Genomic DNA, 16092 nt, shown 5'->3' on the forward strand with positions numbered 1-16092 from the left:
CTACACCTATGTTTTGGTTGCTAATGCCATTTATATTTTAATATTTTTCTTAATCATGCAATTATATTCATAACCTATGCAGCTATTTGATTGGATCGTACTTATTGTAACACTTTTATTCATAGTTGGATATGGTTCTTGGAAAACCAAAGGAAGTAAAAATGTTGAAGATTTTATTCTAGGGAATAACGAAACTCCTTGGTATACTGTAGGACTTTCGGTAATGGCAACCCAAGCCAGTGCCATTACTTTTTTATCGACTCCCGGACAGGCCTATCATGATGGAATGGGTTTTGTGCAGTTTTATTTTGGACTGCCAATTGCAATGATAGTAATATGCGTTACTTTTATTCCGCTGTATCACAAAAATAAAGTTTTTACAGCTTACGAGTTTCTTGAAAAGCGTTTTGATGTAAAAACACGTTCACTTGCAGCCATTTTATTTCTTGTTCAAAGAGGATTAGGAACTGGACTTACCATTTATGCACCTGCAATTATCCTCTCGGCACTTTTGGGCTGGAATCTTACCGTAATGAACATTATTATTGGTGTTCTTGTTATTATTTATACTTTTTCGGGTGGAACAAAGGCCGTAAACGTTACTCAGAAGCAGCAAATGTTTGTGATTATGTCGGGTATGTTTATAACATTTTTCCTGATTTTGCATTATCTGCCAAATGATATGACATTTAATAACGCTTTGCATATCGCTGGTGCAAACGATAAAATGAATATTGTGGACTTCTCGTTTGATCCTGAGGAAAAATATACTATTTGGAGCGGTATTACAGGAGGTTTTTTCCTAGCCCTCGCCTATTTTGGTACAGATCAATCGCAGGTTGGAAGATATTTATCTGGGAAATCGGTTCGTGAAAGCCAAATGGGATTAATCATGAATGGTCTTTTAAAAGTACCAATGCAGTTTTTTATCTTATTGACGGGAGTTATGGTTTTTGTATTTTTTCAATTCAACCCAGTTCCTTTAAATTTTAATCCAAATAACAAGACAGTAATTGAAAAATCGGCTTTTAAAGAAGAATATCATGTTTTGGAGAAAAAGCTGAGTAAACTTTCTGAAGACAAAAAAGTAATTAATTTATTGTACATCGATCAGCTAAATCAAGATTTTGATAATCCAATTCTGCGCAAAGAATTAGTAACATTATCCAATAAAGAAAAAGATTTACGTGACCGCGCTAAAGAAATTATTTTGAGAGCAGACAGTCGCAGCGAAACAAACGATAAAGATTATGTGTTTTTTCATTTCATTTTAAACTATTTGCCAAAAGGATTAATTGGTTTATTGCTTGCCGTTATTTTATCTGCCGCGATGTCGTCAACAGCATCTGGTTTAACAGCATTAGCATCAACGACAGCAATAGATATTTACAAAAGAAATGTCAAAACAGAGAAATCTGAGAAGCATTATCTTAATGCGACTAAGTTTTTTACATTATTCTGGGGAATTGTAGCGATACTTTTTGCCTGCGTTGGAACTTTGTTTGAAAACTTAATACAGCTTGTAAATATGATTGGATCCATATTCTACGGAACCGTTCTAGGTATATTTTTGGTTGGATTCTATTTACGCCGCGTTCAAGCAAAACCCATGTTTTATAGCGCTATTATCAGCCAGATATGTATTTTTATCATTTATTATTTTATGATTTATACTCAGGAAAAACTGGGGTATTTATGGCTTAATTTTATTGGAGCAATTCTAACGATACTATTATCATTGATTATTCAGTTTATATTCTTTAGAGGAAAAAAAGATTCTGATGATCAGATTGTTTTAGAATAATATCTTTTTTTTGACTTAAGTATTTTATTATACTAAACGAAAATCTTTGTCAAAGTTTTAAACTTTGACAAAGATTTTTTTTGTACACATTCTAAAAGGTTTTCAAGCATTTCAATAAAATCTTTTATCTTTGATAAAATCTTCAAATCACTAAAAATGAAACCATTAATTGTTCTAATTGTTGTTTTTTTAGTTTCAATTTTTACTTTAAAATTCCTAACAAATCAATATGATATACTTATGGCGGCAAGAATCGCAATGTGTGTAATGTTGTGTTTTATAGCAATAGCACATTTTGTTTTTACCAAAGGAATGGTAATGATGCTTCCTGAAAAAATCCCATTTAGAACAGAGCTGGTTTACGCAACTGGGATAATTGAAATTGTATTAGGAATATGTCTTTTGATTTCTTCAACAAAAGTTTATGCAGGATGGATATTAGTAGTGTTCTTTATCTTTTTACTTCCCGCTAATATTTATGCGGCTGTAAAACATATAGATTATCAAAAAGGAACTTATGAAGGAAGCGGAATTTCGTATTTGTGGTTTAGAATCCCGCTGCAGATCGTTTTTATTATTTGGACATTTTGGTGTGCAGTTTTAAACTAAATGCATTTTCAATTTTTAGCTGTAATCAAGAATCAAGAAATAAACTAATTGCAATATTGCTAAAATACCGTATTAAATTTTGTAAATTAGTCGATTAAAAGCTTTTTCATGAAAGACCTTAAGAAGTACAGTAATAAAACCAAAGCAGCCTTTGTTTTGCTGATTGTAATGCTGCTAATTTTACTTGGAAATTTTAATACACTGCAAAATTCTAAAAATGTAAACAAACATATCAATGCAATTTACAATGATCGATTGGTTGTAGCACATTATATTTTTCAATATTCAAAGGAACTTCATTTTATAAAGGCAGAAGCAGAAAAACTGGACTTAAGCGACAATATTAAGAAAGATGAAATAATACATACGCTGAATATTATTCATAATATCGACGATTTGTATGCCAAAACGGTTCTCACAAATAAAGAAAAACAGCATTTTGATACATTTTTAAAATCCTGTAAAGAGATCAATAAACAAGTCGAGAATAAAGATTGGAATAAAATTGCCGTTTCGAGCGCTGAAGCTTTAAAAACACTAGAATCATTGTCGCAAATTCAGATTCAGGAAGGAAAATCACAATTAGCAAATGCCAATGCAATGTATAGTAAAAACAACAGTCTTGGTCAGCTTCAAATTGCATTGCTTATAATTTTAGGCGGAGTGACTTGTTATCTTCTTATAGTTAAAAAAATCAAGAGAACAATTAAAATTCCTGAACCGCCAAGTTTAAATTAAACATCACTTTTCCACTTTAGTAGTCCTAACGTCTTTTTTGTAAGATAAGTAGATGCAAATTTTACTTGCTTCAAATTATAATTTTGCATCATAAAATTACAATATAAACATCTGTTAATTATGGAATTACATTAAAGTATTCTGTAAGAAGTATTGTTGTTTTCAAGGTTACCTTGTAGTATAGAAACTATAAAAAAAGAATGTCATGAATACTACAGATAAAAATCAAGATGCTTTTAACGGAAATTCTAAAAATCAAAATCCCAACATTTCAGACAGAAACACTGTTATGAATGAAGAATTTTATGATTTGAACAATAATGAAGAAAACGATAACAGCAACAAAGCCAGTGTAGAGCGTGGTTACACTGTTAGAGACGGCTATAATCCTAATAAGCCCAACCCTGACCAAATAACGAATGATGAAAGAGATGATTTTGATGATTTAGACGATGATTTTCATAATCAAAATGATTTAGAAGAAGATAACGACGATCTTTATGAGGTCGAACTAGAGGATGAAGATCCGGAAGACGATATAGAGAATAGACAGAGTGATGATTCTATCGATAATCTTGAAGATGATTTTACCGAAACGGAAGATGATTTAGAAGATATCGATGATGATGATGATCTCGACGAAGAAAGCGAATACATTGAAGACGATGTTCAAGAAGATGATCGTGATGAAAATTATCCAGATAATGATCCGAGGAAATTTTAGATTATAAACTCAGAAAAGCCGTTAAGTTATTTGAACTTAACGGCTTTTTGATTCAATTTAGATCAAAAATTAGTACTGCAATTGAACAAAACTAACTTAATTAATCTCCAATTTTTTCGAGTACAGGAATATCATCCATTTTTTGCAGTCGCTCAACCAAACCAGTTCTGGCTTCGGTAAGCTCTTGTTCTGCTTTTCCTAATTCCTTATACCATTCCTCTTTACCTGTTTTTGCATTTTCTATTTTTCGCATAATTTCATAAATCTCTCCTTCAGCTTCCATTACTTTTAAGCGTTTGTAATAGGTTAAACTCTCTGTCATATGAGCAAGAGCAATCATCGCAGTCAAAAACGGATGATTATTGGTCACATTTACATCTTTAATTTTTCCGTGTTCAAGTTCAACTTTAAAAGCAAATGCAAATTCTTCCATATTAAAGGCTTCATGTTTACTTTTAGGATTCAAGTACGCTTTTATAGCTTCAACGTTATTCATTGTCGAGAGATCTACTTCGGTATGTTTAGTATCAAGTAAATCTTTGTAAACTACATTTGCAATTGCCCGCGCTTCGGCAATTGATGGATCATTTGCAGGATTTTCAAAATCACGTGTCGACCAATTCCAATTTTTAGGATGCACAGGTTTAATGTATTTTTCGCAAAAATCTGTTACATCATTTTTTAAGCTTACCATTTCATCATCTCTTTTAATATATACGTCTTGATAAGCACCGCTTTTAGTTCCCATAATTTGATATTTTTAAATGAAAAACGACACATTTACCTTGGTAAATGTGTCGTTTTTACTTGGTTAATTATTAATGATAACCCGTTAAACGCTTTTTCGCCCGCTGACCAGCGAAATAACAAATAGCACCAGAAATATAAAAAATAAAATTTTTGCTATACTAGCGGCTCCAGCGGCAATACCTCCAAAACCAAATATTCCTGCAATAATTGCCAGAATAATAAATATGACTGTCCATCGTAACATAATAAATAATTTTAGTTAATATCGATTTTGTTTGCTTCTCACCTATTCTACTCAAGTTATACATGAGTTAATCAAACTGATATACCAAAATTCATCAAAAAGAAAGATTTTTCTGTTATACAATTTTTCGAATTACTTTCATAATTAAGGTTTCACACGTAAATGGCTGGTAATAAATACATAAAAGTAAGATTTTTCAAGTATTAAAAGTTTTTGTTTACAAAATTTAACTACATTAGCACTAAAGAAGATAAATCTTACTTATTGACTATTTATAACCTATAAATCAGATAATATGAGTGATGAAAAAATACTATTTGATTCTAATTTTATTTTAGATCTTGGTGTATCAAGTCAAAATAGAACCTATGGTTTTACGTATGAAATTTTCGAAAACAATGTTTCAAAAACACAATTATTCTATGAACTAGAGGTTGCAATTGTTGATACTACTAGTGCTGATAGTTATTTTTTTGAAATTGATCGAAAAGCAATATATATCAACAATAAAGCAGATTACTTGCAAATAGAAAAAGTGGCAGACATCGCGGCTCAATCTATTTTCCCGATCAAACTTAAGATAAAAAGAGACGGACAAATAGATTATATCCTAAATATAGAGCAAATTAAGAATCGTTATTTAAGTGCGCGAAAAAGAATTTTGGAATACTATAAAGGAGATAAAATTGATGCGGTGATTGACAGAATTGATTCTTTGTTTCTAAATGATAAGCTGCTAGAAAATGGTATCATAAAAAATTGGTTTTTTCACCTGTATTTTAAACCTCTCTATGTTGATTACACAGATAAACTAGCCCAAAAATATGTTTGGCAATCGCCTGTATATGGAAATCAGATAATAGAATATGATGTTGTACAAACTATACAAGAAAAGTATTCAGATGATGATAAAGTAATTATTAATGCAAGTGGAACTGCTATTGACGAAAGAACTATAGACGAAATTATAGAAAGACTTACTTATCCTAAACTAAAATTTTTAGAAGCTGAATCGACTCCTGTTGAATCTAAAATGAATGTTGATTATAAACTATACAAAGAAGATCGAAGCATATTTTCAATAGTAGGCACTTTTGAAACTAAAATCAACGAAACTAAACAGCAAAAAATTCAACTTGAAATTTATCATTTAACTAATAGTTCTTCTTACAGGCCTTTGGATGATGCAATACAAAAACAAAACTTTAAAATATTTCAATCCTGGCAAACTGCAGAAGATGAAGATATCATAGATATTTCTAAACCAAAATGGCGGGTTTCAAATCCTAATCCAGAACCTCCCAAAATAATTGGAACACCAGAAAGAACTATCGAGCTATTTGTAGGTGTAGGACCAGAAATAAAGGCAAATCCTAGTTTTTGGGATTGGATAACATCAATTTTTAAAAAGAAAAAATAAGTCAATCTTAAAAATAAAAACTATGAGCGAAAAACATTATGTAGTTCAAGGAGCAGTTTGTCAATGTAAATATAGCGTGGCACCGCAGACTGATATTTTGCAGGTAAAAACACATTCTAAACATTATGCCAATGACAACAGCGAAAAAGATAAACTCATTGCAACTGATAAAGAAATTGGGCAAACAATGAAGAAAAATACTTTTAGTAAGTGCAAAAAACAACCTAGAGGCAATGATTTTGAGATTTGTTTAGTAGATGTAACTGAATGGTCTGGTATTCATGAAAAAGTTACCTACTCTAACAACGGCAAAGCCTTGCTTGAAGACAGCAAAGCAACCTGCAGTAAAGGCACACCTGATTGTATTTCGATTATAAATCACGGACAAACAGCAGAATTGACCGAGAAAAATATTAAAAACAGTTCGCCTCAAATACTGGCTGAAATTCTGCCTGGAGTAAATTTTAGTGATTTAGAAGAGGAGGCATTGCTAATTAATAATTCACAAAATGAGTAAGACATTACATATAATACCTAAAGAACCGCTTGCACAAGGTCAAAAATGGAATGCTAAAACAGGGCATTTGGTACTTGCTAATGCAGGAACATTTACCGTTGAAATTATTAAAACAGATAAGCTGCACAAAGATGCACCAAAAAAACTGCCTCCGTTTGAGAGACGAACTCAAGAAGAAGTTTGGAAAATAACAGATTATGACAGCCGATATTGGGTCGTTCAGGCGCATAACCAAAGAGATAAGGACGAGGAAAAATATAATAAGGATAAAGAAGCCTTTAACAAAAAACTACAGGAGGAACTAAATAATTTAAGCTGGTGCTGGGAAATTGTTGGCAAAGGCATGGCAGGAAGAAGAATTTCTCACAATACATCTTTTTCAAAAGGACTTCCAAATGATTTTTATAAGCAAATAAAGTTTCCTAAAATATTAGAGGGCGGCGCACCGGCATGGCTGGAAGTTTTTACAGACAAAGATCCCGCAACAGGACAATTACCTCACGGAATGTTTGTGAGCGCATTAGGAACGCCTAAAGTTATTGCTGCAGAATGGCGTGATTATACAGGAAAACCAATTAGCCAAGAAATTGCATTTGGTTCTACTGTTTACCTGCATATTTATACCGAGGCATTGTTTGGGCAAAATATAGAAATACAATTAAGAGATACAAAATTTGCAAATGCCGATTTAACACCAACACCTAGTGATGAAGACGGTGACCCTATACAGAAACTCGATGCAAAACCTTTAACACGATTTACGCGTGAAGTAAAAACACATCAATATAATGCTGTAACTAAACCGCCTGCAGGTTCTGTTACAGATGCTTTGGTAACAGAAAAAGAAAAAGGACAATTTTCTGTTTCAAATGTACAAAAATGTGTTTTTCCTGTTTTTGTAGAGCATGCTTGGCAATTTCAAGGTGCAGGAAAATTTGACAACGGCAGTAAGTTATCTATTAATCCTATTGTGTATCATGCAAAAATAAAAAAGCAGAAAATAGATCTGGACGATTGTATGCTTAAAGTTTCCAAAGACGGAATCTTGATGCAAGGCGAACTAAAAGGCAATAACCCTTTAGTATTACATAAAGAAGATAAAACCGGCGCACCCGAAGACCAAAAGAAAATCGATTTTACTTTTGGAGTTTTTATTGATGGAACTAACAATAACAGATACGATACTATTGCGCGTACTGATTGGGAACAAAAACGTATAAGCAGAAAAGCGACAGATGAAAAACCGTACACAAACGAAGAACATTTAAGCGTATATGCAAAGAGCAAAGAGGATGTAGGTAAAAAAGAAAACTATAAGTATGGTGAAGGCAGTTATGAAAATGATCTGTCTAATGTGGCTATTTTGTTTGATAATTATATAGAGAATAAAAGAAGTAAAGTCTTCAAGATTTACACAGAAGGTATGAACACCAATACTTTGGGAGATGAAAATCTAAACGTTAGCGAATATAAAACAGATGATTATTTTATGGGAGGTGCCTTTGGTGCCGGCAATGCAGGTATAATAGACAGGGTACGCAGGACTATTGAACAACTTGTAAATAAGATCTCATTAGTTATGAAACAAGAAGGTATTGAAAAAATAAATTCGATTACAATTGATGTATTTGGTTTTAGCCGTGGTGCTGCATCAGCACGACACTTTGTACATGAAATTACATTGCCTTCTTATTATACTGATGTAAACCGAGATCGTTATGGTCGAAATATAGACCTAAAATATGCAAATACCCGAATGCCCTCAAACGGTCATTTTGGTTTTTTACTTACCGAAAAAGGCATTGAATTTAACCAGCTTATTATACGTTTTGCTGGATTGTATGATACCGTTGCCCATCATGGATTAGTACAGTTTAATGACATAAAAGATTTAGGACTTAACGCTATCAGCAAAGCCAAATATATTGTACATATGGTTGCTGCCGAAGAACATCGCAAAAATTTTAGCTTATCTCCTATTATAAAAAGTAAAAACCATATCGAATTGTATATGCCAGGTGTGCATTGCGATGTAGGCGGAAGTTATACAGAGGGCAGACCAGAAGGAATTGCACCTAATACACCGCCAGATCCTGCGGGCGAACACGTTTTGACGACAGATTATTGCAATAATACGCTGGCAAGTTCCAAATTAATTGCATTTAGAAAAACATTAATAGAAGAAGGTTGGTTTACCCCTGACCAAATAAAAATATGCGATGCTTTTGGTAAACCTTATAGATATGATCCTGGTAGAAGTTCTCGGTATGATACGCAGCAGCTTATTTCGCAGCGCGCTTATGTAAGTAATCAATACAGTTTTATTCCTTTACAAATGATGAAGCGGTTTGCGGAGAATCAAAATGTAAAATTTAATAATACAACGATGAGCAAGTATGTATTTACAGATAATATTTTTGTAGATAATGTAAAGTTTCTTTCAGATATTAAAGGCTATTTAGATGAATATGCTGTAAAAGCATTTGCGAACCCACTCGATATAATTCAACATCAAATACCTGAAGCAGATATTAAAAGACTTCGTAATCAGTACCTCCATTATAATGCAACAACTGGAATGGTAAATGCACCAGAACCAGAACGAAAAAGGTTCATTATAAAGCGTTAATATAAAAACTATGAAAAATAAATTAAGAGGATTAATAGTGCTGTTTAGTATGATTTTATTGTCCTGTAACAAAGAAAAAGAGATGAGTAATAAAATAAACTTTAGTTGGTCCGCAACTGTAGCCTCTGTTGAGGACTATCCTATAGAAATACATAAAGGCTACTTTGCTACGCAAGATAAATTTATAACTGCTTTGCATAGTTCTGGAATAGAAGATGATGGATGGGGATATGATGGAAGTGATATTGGAGCTGGTGGAAATATTATTCCAACAATGCTATCTCTTACTTGGGTAAGCTATGCAGAGAAAAAATTCTGGAAGATCGATGCAGCTATAGACCAAACTACGCAAAACAAGATGCTGTCTTTATTTCGTGAAGGCTTTTATAACTGGAACAATGTAAAAAAAGAACTCGAACATGAAACCTACGATCACATCACAATTGCGGTTGCTCCTGGTGGGATTGTTATGCTTTTTCTGACAGGTGCAGCGCATAGAAAAGAAATAGTACGGTATCAAGCCAAAGAAACGGAGGTGAATTTAAATACATTTCTCCCTGTACCTGGTGCATTCAAAGATTTAGAAAGTTTTTATGATATTTTTTATAAAGGTACGGTTCCTAAATATCTTCAAGAAAAAATTGCTCAATCGGGGATTCCTTATGGGATTTGGGATACATATCGCGAAAAATACAACTGGCGTTTTACAACAAGTTTTCTAAAAGAAGACAAACTTAGCCACATATATGTTGCTTATATAAACGGAGAGGAAGACAATATCTATCATGATCGAATAGATAAACATTTATTTAATAATCTGCCGCTTCCATCTAATATTTCCTTTTATTTTAATGTCTATAATGGCGAAGCAAAATTTGATTCTGATGAAATTGTAGCTGTTTTCAAGAAAATGAAAAAGAACCATCCTGATAAAAATATTGAACTGGAAATAAGACCTGCTTTTATGTACAAAACGACAACATTTACAGTGAGGTGCGAAGGAGATGAAATTCCACTGGAGAAAACGGTGGTAAGAATGTGGAAGAATTAAGGATATGAGGAAGTATTTACTCATAATTATAAGTAGTGTTCTTTTTGTTTGTTGCAATAATTCAAATAAAAAAAACATGGAAAACAAAGATAGCTTTAGCTGGGGATCAACCATAACAGCTCCTCATAAGTACCCTATTGAAATTCATAGAGGATATTTAGCTAATGACAAGGAAATGATTACAGCCTATATTAATACAGGAATAAGCACTGGTGACTGGGGATTTGGTAACAATGCTTATGCCGGTGGAAAAACAATTCCAACAAATTTATCACTTACTTGGATAAGTTATGCCGATAAAAAATTCTATAAAATAGAAGCAGAATTGCCACATGATAGAATATTAGCCTTGTTTAAGGAAGGTTATAACGATAAAGATATGTCTCACATTACTTATAATGATATTACAGTGGGACTTGCCCCCGGAGGATTTGTTGTAGTATGGCTTACAGGAAAAAATCGCAGTATTGAAATTGCACATTATCAAGCGGTAGAAACATTTGTAAGTGTTAATGAATTTTGTAGAAATCCTGATGAATTCACTCAACAAGAATTTTATGAAGATCGTTTTGATGATTATTTACCACAAGAAACTAAAGACTACATCAAAAAAAATGGAGTTCCTGTAAAGCTATGGAAAGAGTTTAGAACAAAATACAACTACCGTTTTAATATTCATTTTTACAAAACAGATAAAGAGAGTTCTGAGAGGGAAACAGAATATGTAAATGGTGAAAAAGAAATAGTAAGAGTTGAAGACCTAACTATTTATCAAAATAAACCTTTACCCTCTTATTGCAGGTTTTGGTTTAGCCAATACAATGCCGAAGCAGAATTTGATGGTGAAGAAATATTAAATGCCTTTAAAAAACTTACTATCGCTCATCCTGACAAAAAGATTGAAATAGAAGCTAAAGTGGCTTTTATGTACAAAACGACAACGTTTACAGTAAGGTGTGAAAGAGATGAAATTCCGCTTGAGAAAACGGTGGTAAGAATGTGGAAGAATTAAGGATATGAGGAAGTATTTACTCATAATTATAAGTAGTATTCTTTTTGTTTGTTGCAATAATTCAAATAAAAAAGATATGGAAAACAAAGATAACTTTAGCTGGGGATCAACCATAACAGCTCCTCATAAGTACCCTATTGAAATTCATAGAGGATATTTAGCTAATGATAAGGAAATGATTACTGCATATATTAATACGGGAGCAAGTACTGGTGACTGGGGATTTGGTAATAATGCTTATGCCGGTGGAAAAACAATTCCAACAAATTTATCACTTACTTGGATAAGTTATGCCGATAAAAAATTCTATAAAATAGAAGCAGAATTGCCACACGATAGAATATTAGCCTTGTTTAAGGAAGGTTATAATGATAAAGATATGTCTCACATTACTTATAATGATATTACAGTGGGGCTTGCCCCCGGAGGATTTGTTGTAGTATGGCTTACAGGAAAAAATCGCAGTATCGAAATAGCACATTATCAAGCTGTAGAAACATTTGTAAGTGTTAATGAATTTTATAGAAATCCTCATGAACGAAATCAACAAGAGTTTTTTGATGTCTTTTATAACAATGAAGTTCCTAAAGAAACTAAAGATTACATCAAAAAAAATGGAGTTCCTGTAAAGCTGTGGAAAGAGTTTAGAACAAAATACAACTACCGTTTTACTATTCATTTTTACAAAACAGATAAAGAGAGTTCTGAGAGGGAAACAGAATATGTAAATGGCGAAAAAGAAATAGTAAGAATTGAAGATCTTACTATTTATCAAAATAAACCTTTACCCTCCTACTGCAGGTTTTGGTTTAGCCAATACAATGCCGAAGCAGAATTTGATGGTGAAGAAATATTAAATGCCTTTAAAAAACTTACTGTTGCTCATCCTGACAAAAAGATTGAAATAGAAGCTAAAGTGGCATTTATGTACAAAACGACAGCATTTACAGTGAGGTGCGAAGGAGATGAAATTCCCCTTGAGAAAACGGTGGTAAGAATGTGGAAGAATTAAAAACATACTAAGTTTCTAAGCCTTTAATATAACTTAGAAACTTAGTATATTCAAGACTTTAGCCTTTCAAAAACTCAGTCCCGCCATAAATCATTTTACCTTTATAAAATACACCTTCCCTTTTTGGTAAACGAGCTACAGCTTCGGCAGAGCAGCTTGCTTTTACTAGAATAAAGTTAGCGTCATTATTTTCTGCAGGCCAAACGCGGGTTCCAGAATCGTTTAAAGGCAATATTTCATCAGTTGTTGCAATGTGAAGTGCACGACTTAAGCCAAACTCATCTGTCCAGCCATATAATTGAGCGCATAATTTTGCTTTTTCAAGCATATCACAAGTTCCAAAAGGCTGCCAATGGTCAACAATACTATCCGTTCCAGTCATTAATTTTACACCATATTTTTTCAAAGTCGGAATTGGCATAATCGTTCTCCCAATCGGAATTGTCGACACTACTCCTATTCCAAGATTACCCATTTGTTCTGCAATTCTTTCCAAATCTTTTGGATCCATTCTTGCAAGCGCAAAACCATGACTGATATATGTTTTTCCTTGTAACTGCTTGTTTTCCTCAGTTTTCTTTATAATATATTCAATCGCTGCTTGACCAGATGGCGGTGATTCATGCAAATGGATGTCTATTCCTTTATTCGTATCTATTGCAATTTGAAACATAGCATCAAGCGATTTTTCCATATTACCATCAACATTTGTAGGATCAAGACCGCCAATAAAATCAACACCCATTGCAGCAGCTTCTCTTAATAAAGGTTCTGATTTCGAGTACAAAATTCCGTGCTGTGGAAAAGCAACAATTTCCCAGCCAAAACTATCTTTGTTATTATCCAAAGCCGCTAGTAAATGCTCCAAACTTTTTAATCCGCTTACAGGATCAATATTACATTGACAACGTGCAAAAAAACTTCCTTGACTTTGCATTAGTTTAATCGCTTCTTCGGCTTTACGCTGAGAGTCTGGCAGTAATTGCGGAATTATCTTTTGCTCGAGCGTTATCATGTCTTTTACTGTATACCCTTTTCTTGGTGCAGCATTCCACGTTCCGCCGTAGTACGTTTTATCAATATGAATGTGCATATCTCGTAATCCAGGAAGCATAAGCATGCCTTTAGCATCAACATTTTTAAGTTTTAAAGCAGGCTTATCTAAAGTGATACTTTTAATCTTTCCATTAGCAATATGCAAATTATACAAACCCGTTTTGGTCGAAATAACTTCGTTTTTTTCGTTGTAATTAAAACTTTCTTCTAGACGTACATTAGTCAATAGGTAGTCTCCTGAAACCTTTTCTTTACTTTCTTCAGGCAGCGATGCCGCATTTCCAGCAATTCCAGAGAATAAAGCAGCTCCAGTTGCAGCAGCTCCTAATCCTAAGAATTTTTTCCTGCTGATTATATTATCTTCCATAAGTTATGATTTGTTTTTTAGTACGATTTTAGAATATACTCTAAAATTGATAGAATATATGAATATGCAAAAATCGTTTAGAAATTAAAACAGCAACTGTAATATTACGGATAAGGATGGTAAAAATTATAACTTTCTTTAAAATCGCCCGGTGTTTTCCCTGTGTATTTTTTAAAAACCTTACTGAAATAGCCATTGTCATTAAAGCCAAGCTGATACGCGATTTCTTTGATAGATAAATCTGTACTGGTAAGCAAACGTTTTGCTTCTAGTATTGTTCGCTCTTTTATAATATCGCCAGCTGGAGATTTTAAGTATCTCTGAGAAAGTATATTGAGATAATTGGGAGTAATATTTAACTTATCGGCATAAAAGTTAACCGAGAATTCTTCGTTAAAATGATTATCTATAAGGGAGTTGAATTTTTTAATCATTTTTTCTGGCTTGGTCGACGAATCGTGCTGCGGAAATTGAATTAAATAATCCTTTTGTAATACCTTAAGTAATAAATGCAGTCGAAGTAATACAATTTCTTTCGAGCTTAAATCATTATCAGGTAAAATTAGTTCAATTTCATTCAAATGATTTTTTAAACCTTCAAACTGTTCTTGGGTTACAGAAAGACAGGAAGGTACATTTTGTTCAAAAAAAGGAAACGCTGACAAATTAGAAAATGCGTTAACAATTTCTGGCGAAATCATAAGCTGAAAACCAATTGTATCAACATTTAACAGCCAATTGTGAACTTGCCCCTGCCTCACAAAATACACTTGATAATCATTGACTGTATATTGCGTAAAATCGACATTGTGCATTCCTGATCCTTTTTCAACAAAAAATACAAGATGAAAATCGTGTTTATGCGGTTGTTCAAATGCATTTCGGCCTTTTACACTATGACGAAACAAAGTAATACCTAAAGTTTCTTCTCCAAGTATATTGCCAACAGATAAAACGGGAATTGGATGTTTTGCCAAAGGATAATGCGGTTAATAATAGATTATCAAAAATATAGAATTTCGGGATATAAAAACTATTTTGAGCCCCAGTTTCTTTGTTAAATAAAAAAGAGTTCGCATCAATAAGATGGAACTCTTTTCATTATTTACAATACTATAAAATTATAGTATTAATGCTATGTATTTTAAATATTATAATTTGAAGTTCCATAATATTCTTCATCATTTACACTTTCCAGCCAAACTCCTGTGCCTTTATCAATTTCTGTAATGATAGCGATATAAGAAAATTTACTAAAAGGCGTCGCGCCGTACCAATGTTCTACTCCTGGTAAAATTGTAACTACTTCATCTTTATGAAGCGTTCTTATTTCACCTCCCTTTTCTTGGTAAAAACCTACTCCATTTGTTGCGATAAGCAAATGCAAACTTGCGTTGCTGTGCCATTTACTTCTTGCACAAGGTTCAAAAGTTACCTCTTTAATAATAGTGTTTTTAGGATGAATTTCGCTTGTTTGTTTCTTATAAGATACTTCGCCCGTCATATACGTATTCGGCACTTTTCCTTCTTCAATTACAGCGGTATAATTTGTTGACATAAGTTATTTTTTGAGATTAATTTTTATTTAAAACTATTGTACTCTTCATCTGTTACAGGTTCGAGCCAGTCTACAATTCCTGTTTCAGTATTTGTACTTATAGCGATATGAGTAAATTCGCTGTTTGGTGATGCGCCGTGCCAATGTTTTACTTCTGGCTGAATATTTACGACATCTCCTACTTGAAGCAACTGAATAGGCTTTCCTGCTTCCTGATAATATCCAGTTCCGTGCGTTACAATTAAAATTTGCCCGCCTGGATGAGTATGCCAATTATTTCGTGCACCAGCCTCAAACACTACATTTCCAACAGCTGTATTTAAAACTGGATCGTTTGGAACCAACATTTTTACCCATGCATTTCCTGTAAAATAATCAGCAGATGCTAAGTCTCCTTTTGGAAAAATACCTGTGCTAAATTCATTTTCTGATGCTTTCATAATTTTCTTATTTGGAATTATCAGAATCAGAAAACTAAATCGAGAAAGCTAGAGTGTGCTTTATGAAGTATTATTTAGTCTATTAAAAACTGATAAAAGATTAATACTATAATTTCAAGGCAAAAGTAGTTCAAGCCGGCTTTTACAAAATAACAATATTC

Annotated in this window: 16 protein-coding genes; 10 read left to right on the forward strand and 6 right to left on the reverse strand. The window is 32.9% G+C overall.

Annotation, left to right across the window (positions count from 1 at the left end):
- Positions 1–76: 76 nt before the first annotated feature.
- From ACHRV0_RS13550 to ACHRV0_RS13565, 4 genes are all read left to right on the forward strand, one after another.
- Positions 77–1804 carry a sodium:solute symporter gene (locus ACHRV0_RS13550; RefSeq protein WP_395441194.1) on the forward strand — a complete coding sequence of 576 codons (1728 nt, stop codon included), beginning with the start codon at positions 77–79 and terminating at the stop codon, positions 1802–1804.
- Positions 1805–1960: 156 nt separating this feature from the next.
- The gene (locus ACHRV0_RS13555) at positions 1961–2413 is read left to right on the forward strand and encodes a hypothetical protein (protein WP_395441195.1); all 453 of its coding nucleotides are present in this window, start codon (positions 1961–1963) and stop codon (positions 2411–2413) included.
- 108 nt (positions 2414–2521) lie between these two features.
- Positions 2522–3151 carry an MCP four helix bundle domain-containing protein gene (locus tag ACHRV0_RS13560; protein ID WP_089055741.1) on the forward strand — a complete coding sequence of 210 codons (630 nt, stop codon included), beginning with the start codon at positions 2522–2524 and terminating at the stop codon, positions 3149–3151.
- Positions 3152–3356: 205 nt separating this feature from the next.
- Positions 3357–3875, forward strand: a complete 519-nt coding sequence (locus tag ACHRV0_RS13565) for a hypothetical protein (RefSeq protein WP_395441196.1) — start codon at positions 3357–3359, stop codon at positions 3873–3875.
- A 100-nt stretch (positions 3876–3975) separates the two neighbouring features.
- On the opposite strand, the gene ACHRV0_RS13570 is transcribed toward ACHRV0_RS13565, so the two are convergent.
- Together ACHRV0_RS13570 and ACHRV0_RS13575 are read right to left on the reverse strand one after the other, a co-directional pair.
- Complete coding sequence (locus tag ACHRV0_RS13570; protein WP_395441197.1) at positions 3976–4623, reverse strand: DUF5661 family protein; 648 nt, start codon at positions 4621–4623, stop codon at positions 3976–3978.
- Positions 4624–4707: 84 nt separating this feature from the next.
- Entirely contained in the window at positions 4708–4869 is a 162-nt protein-coding gene (locus tag ACHRV0_RS13575) for a DUF1328 family protein (RefSeq protein ID WP_089055742.1), read from the reverse strand.
- 295 nt (positions 4870–5164) lie between these two features.
- On the opposite strand from ACHRV0_RS13575, the gene ACHRV0_RS13580 reads away from it, so the two are divergent.
- The 6 genes from ACHRV0_RS13580 to ACHRV0_RS13605 all read left to right on the forward strand — a co-directional run bounded on the left by ACHRV0_RS13580 (position 5165) and on the right by ACHRV0_RS13605 (position 12510).
- Entirely contained in the window at positions 5165–6289 is a 1125-nt protein-coding gene (locus tag ACHRV0_RS13580) for a hypothetical protein (protein WP_395441198.1), read from the forward strand.
- 22 nt (positions 6290–6311) lie between these two features.
- Positions 6312–6806, forward strand: coding sequence for a DUF4280 domain-containing protein (locus ACHRV0_RS13585; protein ID WP_395441199.1), 495 nt, complete (start codon positions 6312–6314; stop codon positions 6804–6806).
- A complete protein-coding gene (locus ACHRV0_RS13590) occupies positions 6799–9435 on the forward strand; it encodes a phospholipase effector Tle1 domain-containing protein (protein WP_395441200.1) in 2637 nt (878 codons plus the stop codon). The genes ACHRV0_RS13585 and ACHRV0_RS13590 overlap by 8 nt, the downstream gene beginning before the upstream one ends.
- 10 nt (positions 9436–9445) lie before the next feature.
- Positions 9446–10486 (forward strand): DUF2931 family protein, encoded by a 1041-nt coding sequence (locus ACHRV0_RS13595; protein ID WP_395441201.1) that lies wholly within the window; start codon positions 9446–9448, stop codon positions 10484–10486.
- 76 nt (positions 10487–10562) lie between these two features.
- On the forward strand, positions 10563–11498 hold the full coding sequence (locus ACHRV0_RS13600; RefSeq protein ID WP_395441202.1) for a DUF2931 family protein: 936 nt from the start codon (positions 10563–10565) through the stop codon (positions 11496–11498).
- Between the two features lie 76 nt (positions 11499–11574).
- Entirely contained in the window at positions 11575–12510 is a 936-nt protein-coding gene (locus ACHRV0_RS13605; RefSeq protein WP_395441203.1) for a DUF2931 family protein, read from the forward strand.
- A gap of 58 nt (positions 12511–12568) precedes the next feature.
- Here the strand turns inward: ACHRV0_RS13605 and ACHRV0_RS13610 are convergent, their stop codons facing one another.
- The 4 genes from ACHRV0_RS13610 to ACHRV0_RS13625 form a co-directional block, all read right to left on the reverse strand.
- Positions 12569–13933 (reverse strand): amidohydrolase, encoded by a 1365-nt coding sequence (locus ACHRV0_RS13610; protein ID WP_395441204.1) that lies wholly within the window; start codon positions 13931–13933, stop codon positions 12569–12571.
- A 104-nt stretch (positions 13934–14037) separates the two neighbouring features.
- The gene (locus ACHRV0_RS13615) at positions 14038–14910 is read right to left on the reverse strand and encodes an AraC family transcriptional regulator (RefSeq protein ID WP_395441205.1); all 873 of its coding nucleotides are present in this window, start codon (positions 14908–14910) and stop codon (positions 14038–14040) included.
- Positions 14911–15077: 167 nt separating this feature from the next.
- Entirely contained in the window at positions 15078–15491 is a 414-nt protein-coding gene (locus tag ACHRV0_RS13620) for a cupin domain-containing protein (RefSeq protein ID WP_395441206.1), read from the reverse strand.
- A gap of 23 nt (positions 15492–15514) precedes the next feature.
- Entirely contained in the window at positions 15515–15931 is a 417-nt protein-coding gene (locus tag ACHRV0_RS13625) for a cupin domain-containing protein (RefSeq protein ID WP_395441207.1), read from the reverse strand.
- Positions 15932–16092 lie beyond the last annotated feature (161 nt).

Source organism: Flavobacterium sp. FlaQc-30, assembly GCF_044005885.1.
Taxonomy (GTDB): domain Bacteria; phylum Bacteroidota; class Bacteroidia; order Flavobacteriales; family Flavobacteriaceae; genus Flavobacterium.

Excerpts from the sequence above, each read along its gene's own strand:
- ACHRV0_RS13610 (WP_395441204.1), bottom strand. The coding sequence starts at position 13,933 with ATGGAAGATAATATAATCAGCAGGAAAAAATTCTTAGGATTAGGAGCT.
- ACHRV0_RS13605 (WP_395441203.1), top strand. The coding sequence starts at position 11,575 with ATGGAAAACAAAGATAACTTTAGCTGGGGATCAACCATAACAGCTCCT.
- ACHRV0_RS13585 (WP_395441199.1), top strand. The coding sequence starts at position 6,312 with ATGAGCGAAAAACATTATGTAGTTCAAGGAGCAGTTTGTCAATGTAAA.
- ACHRV0_RS13560 (WP_089055741.1), top strand. The coding sequence starts at position 2,522 with ATGAAAGACCTTAAGAAGTACAGTAATAAAACCAAAGCAGCCTTTGTT.
- ACHRV0_RS13570 (WP_395441197.1), bottom strand. The coding sequence starts at position 4,623 with ATGGGAACTAAAAGCGGTGCTTATCAAGACGTATATATTAAAAGAGAT.
- ACHRV0_RS13550 (WP_395441194.1), top strand. The coding sequence starts at position 77 with ATGCAGCTATTTGATTGGATCGTACTTATTGTAACACTTTTATTCATA.
- ACHRV0_RS13565 (WP_395441196.1), top strand. The coding sequence starts at position 3,357 with ATGAATACTACAGATAAAAATCAAGATGCTTTTAACGGAAATTCTAAA.
- ACHRV0_RS13625 (WP_395441207.1), bottom strand. The coding sequence starts at position 15,931 with ATGAAAGCATCAGAAAATGAATTTAGCACAGGTATTTTTCCAAAAGGA.
- ACHRV0_RS13580 (WP_395441198.1), top strand. The coding sequence starts at position 5,165 with ATGAGTGATGAAAAAATACTATTTGATTCTAATTTTATTTTAGATCTT.
- ACHRV0_RS13555 (WP_395441195.1), top strand. The coding sequence starts at position 1,961 with ATGAAACCATTAATTGTTCTAATTGTTGTTTTTTTAGTTTCAATTTTT.
- ACHRV0_RS13595 (WP_395441201.1), top strand. The coding sequence starts at position 9,446 with ATGAAAAATAAATTAAGAGGATTAATAGTGCTGTTTAGTATGATTTTA.
- ACHRV0_RS13575 (WP_089055742.1), bottom strand. The coding sequence starts at position 4,869 with ATGTTACGATGGACAGTCATATTTATTATTCTGGCAATTATTGCAGGA.
- ACHRV0_RS13590 (WP_395441200.1), top strand. The coding sequence starts at position 6,799 with ATGAGTAAGACATTACATATAATACCTAAAGAACCGCTTGCACAAGGT.
- ACHRV0_RS13620 (WP_395441206.1), bottom strand. The coding sequence starts at position 15,491 with ATGTCAACAAATTATACCGCTGTAATTGAAGAAGGAAAAGTGCCGAAT.
- ACHRV0_RS13600 (WP_395441202.1), top strand. The coding sequence starts at position 10,563 with ATGGAAAACAAAGATAGCTTTAGCTGGGGATCAACCATAACAGCTCCT.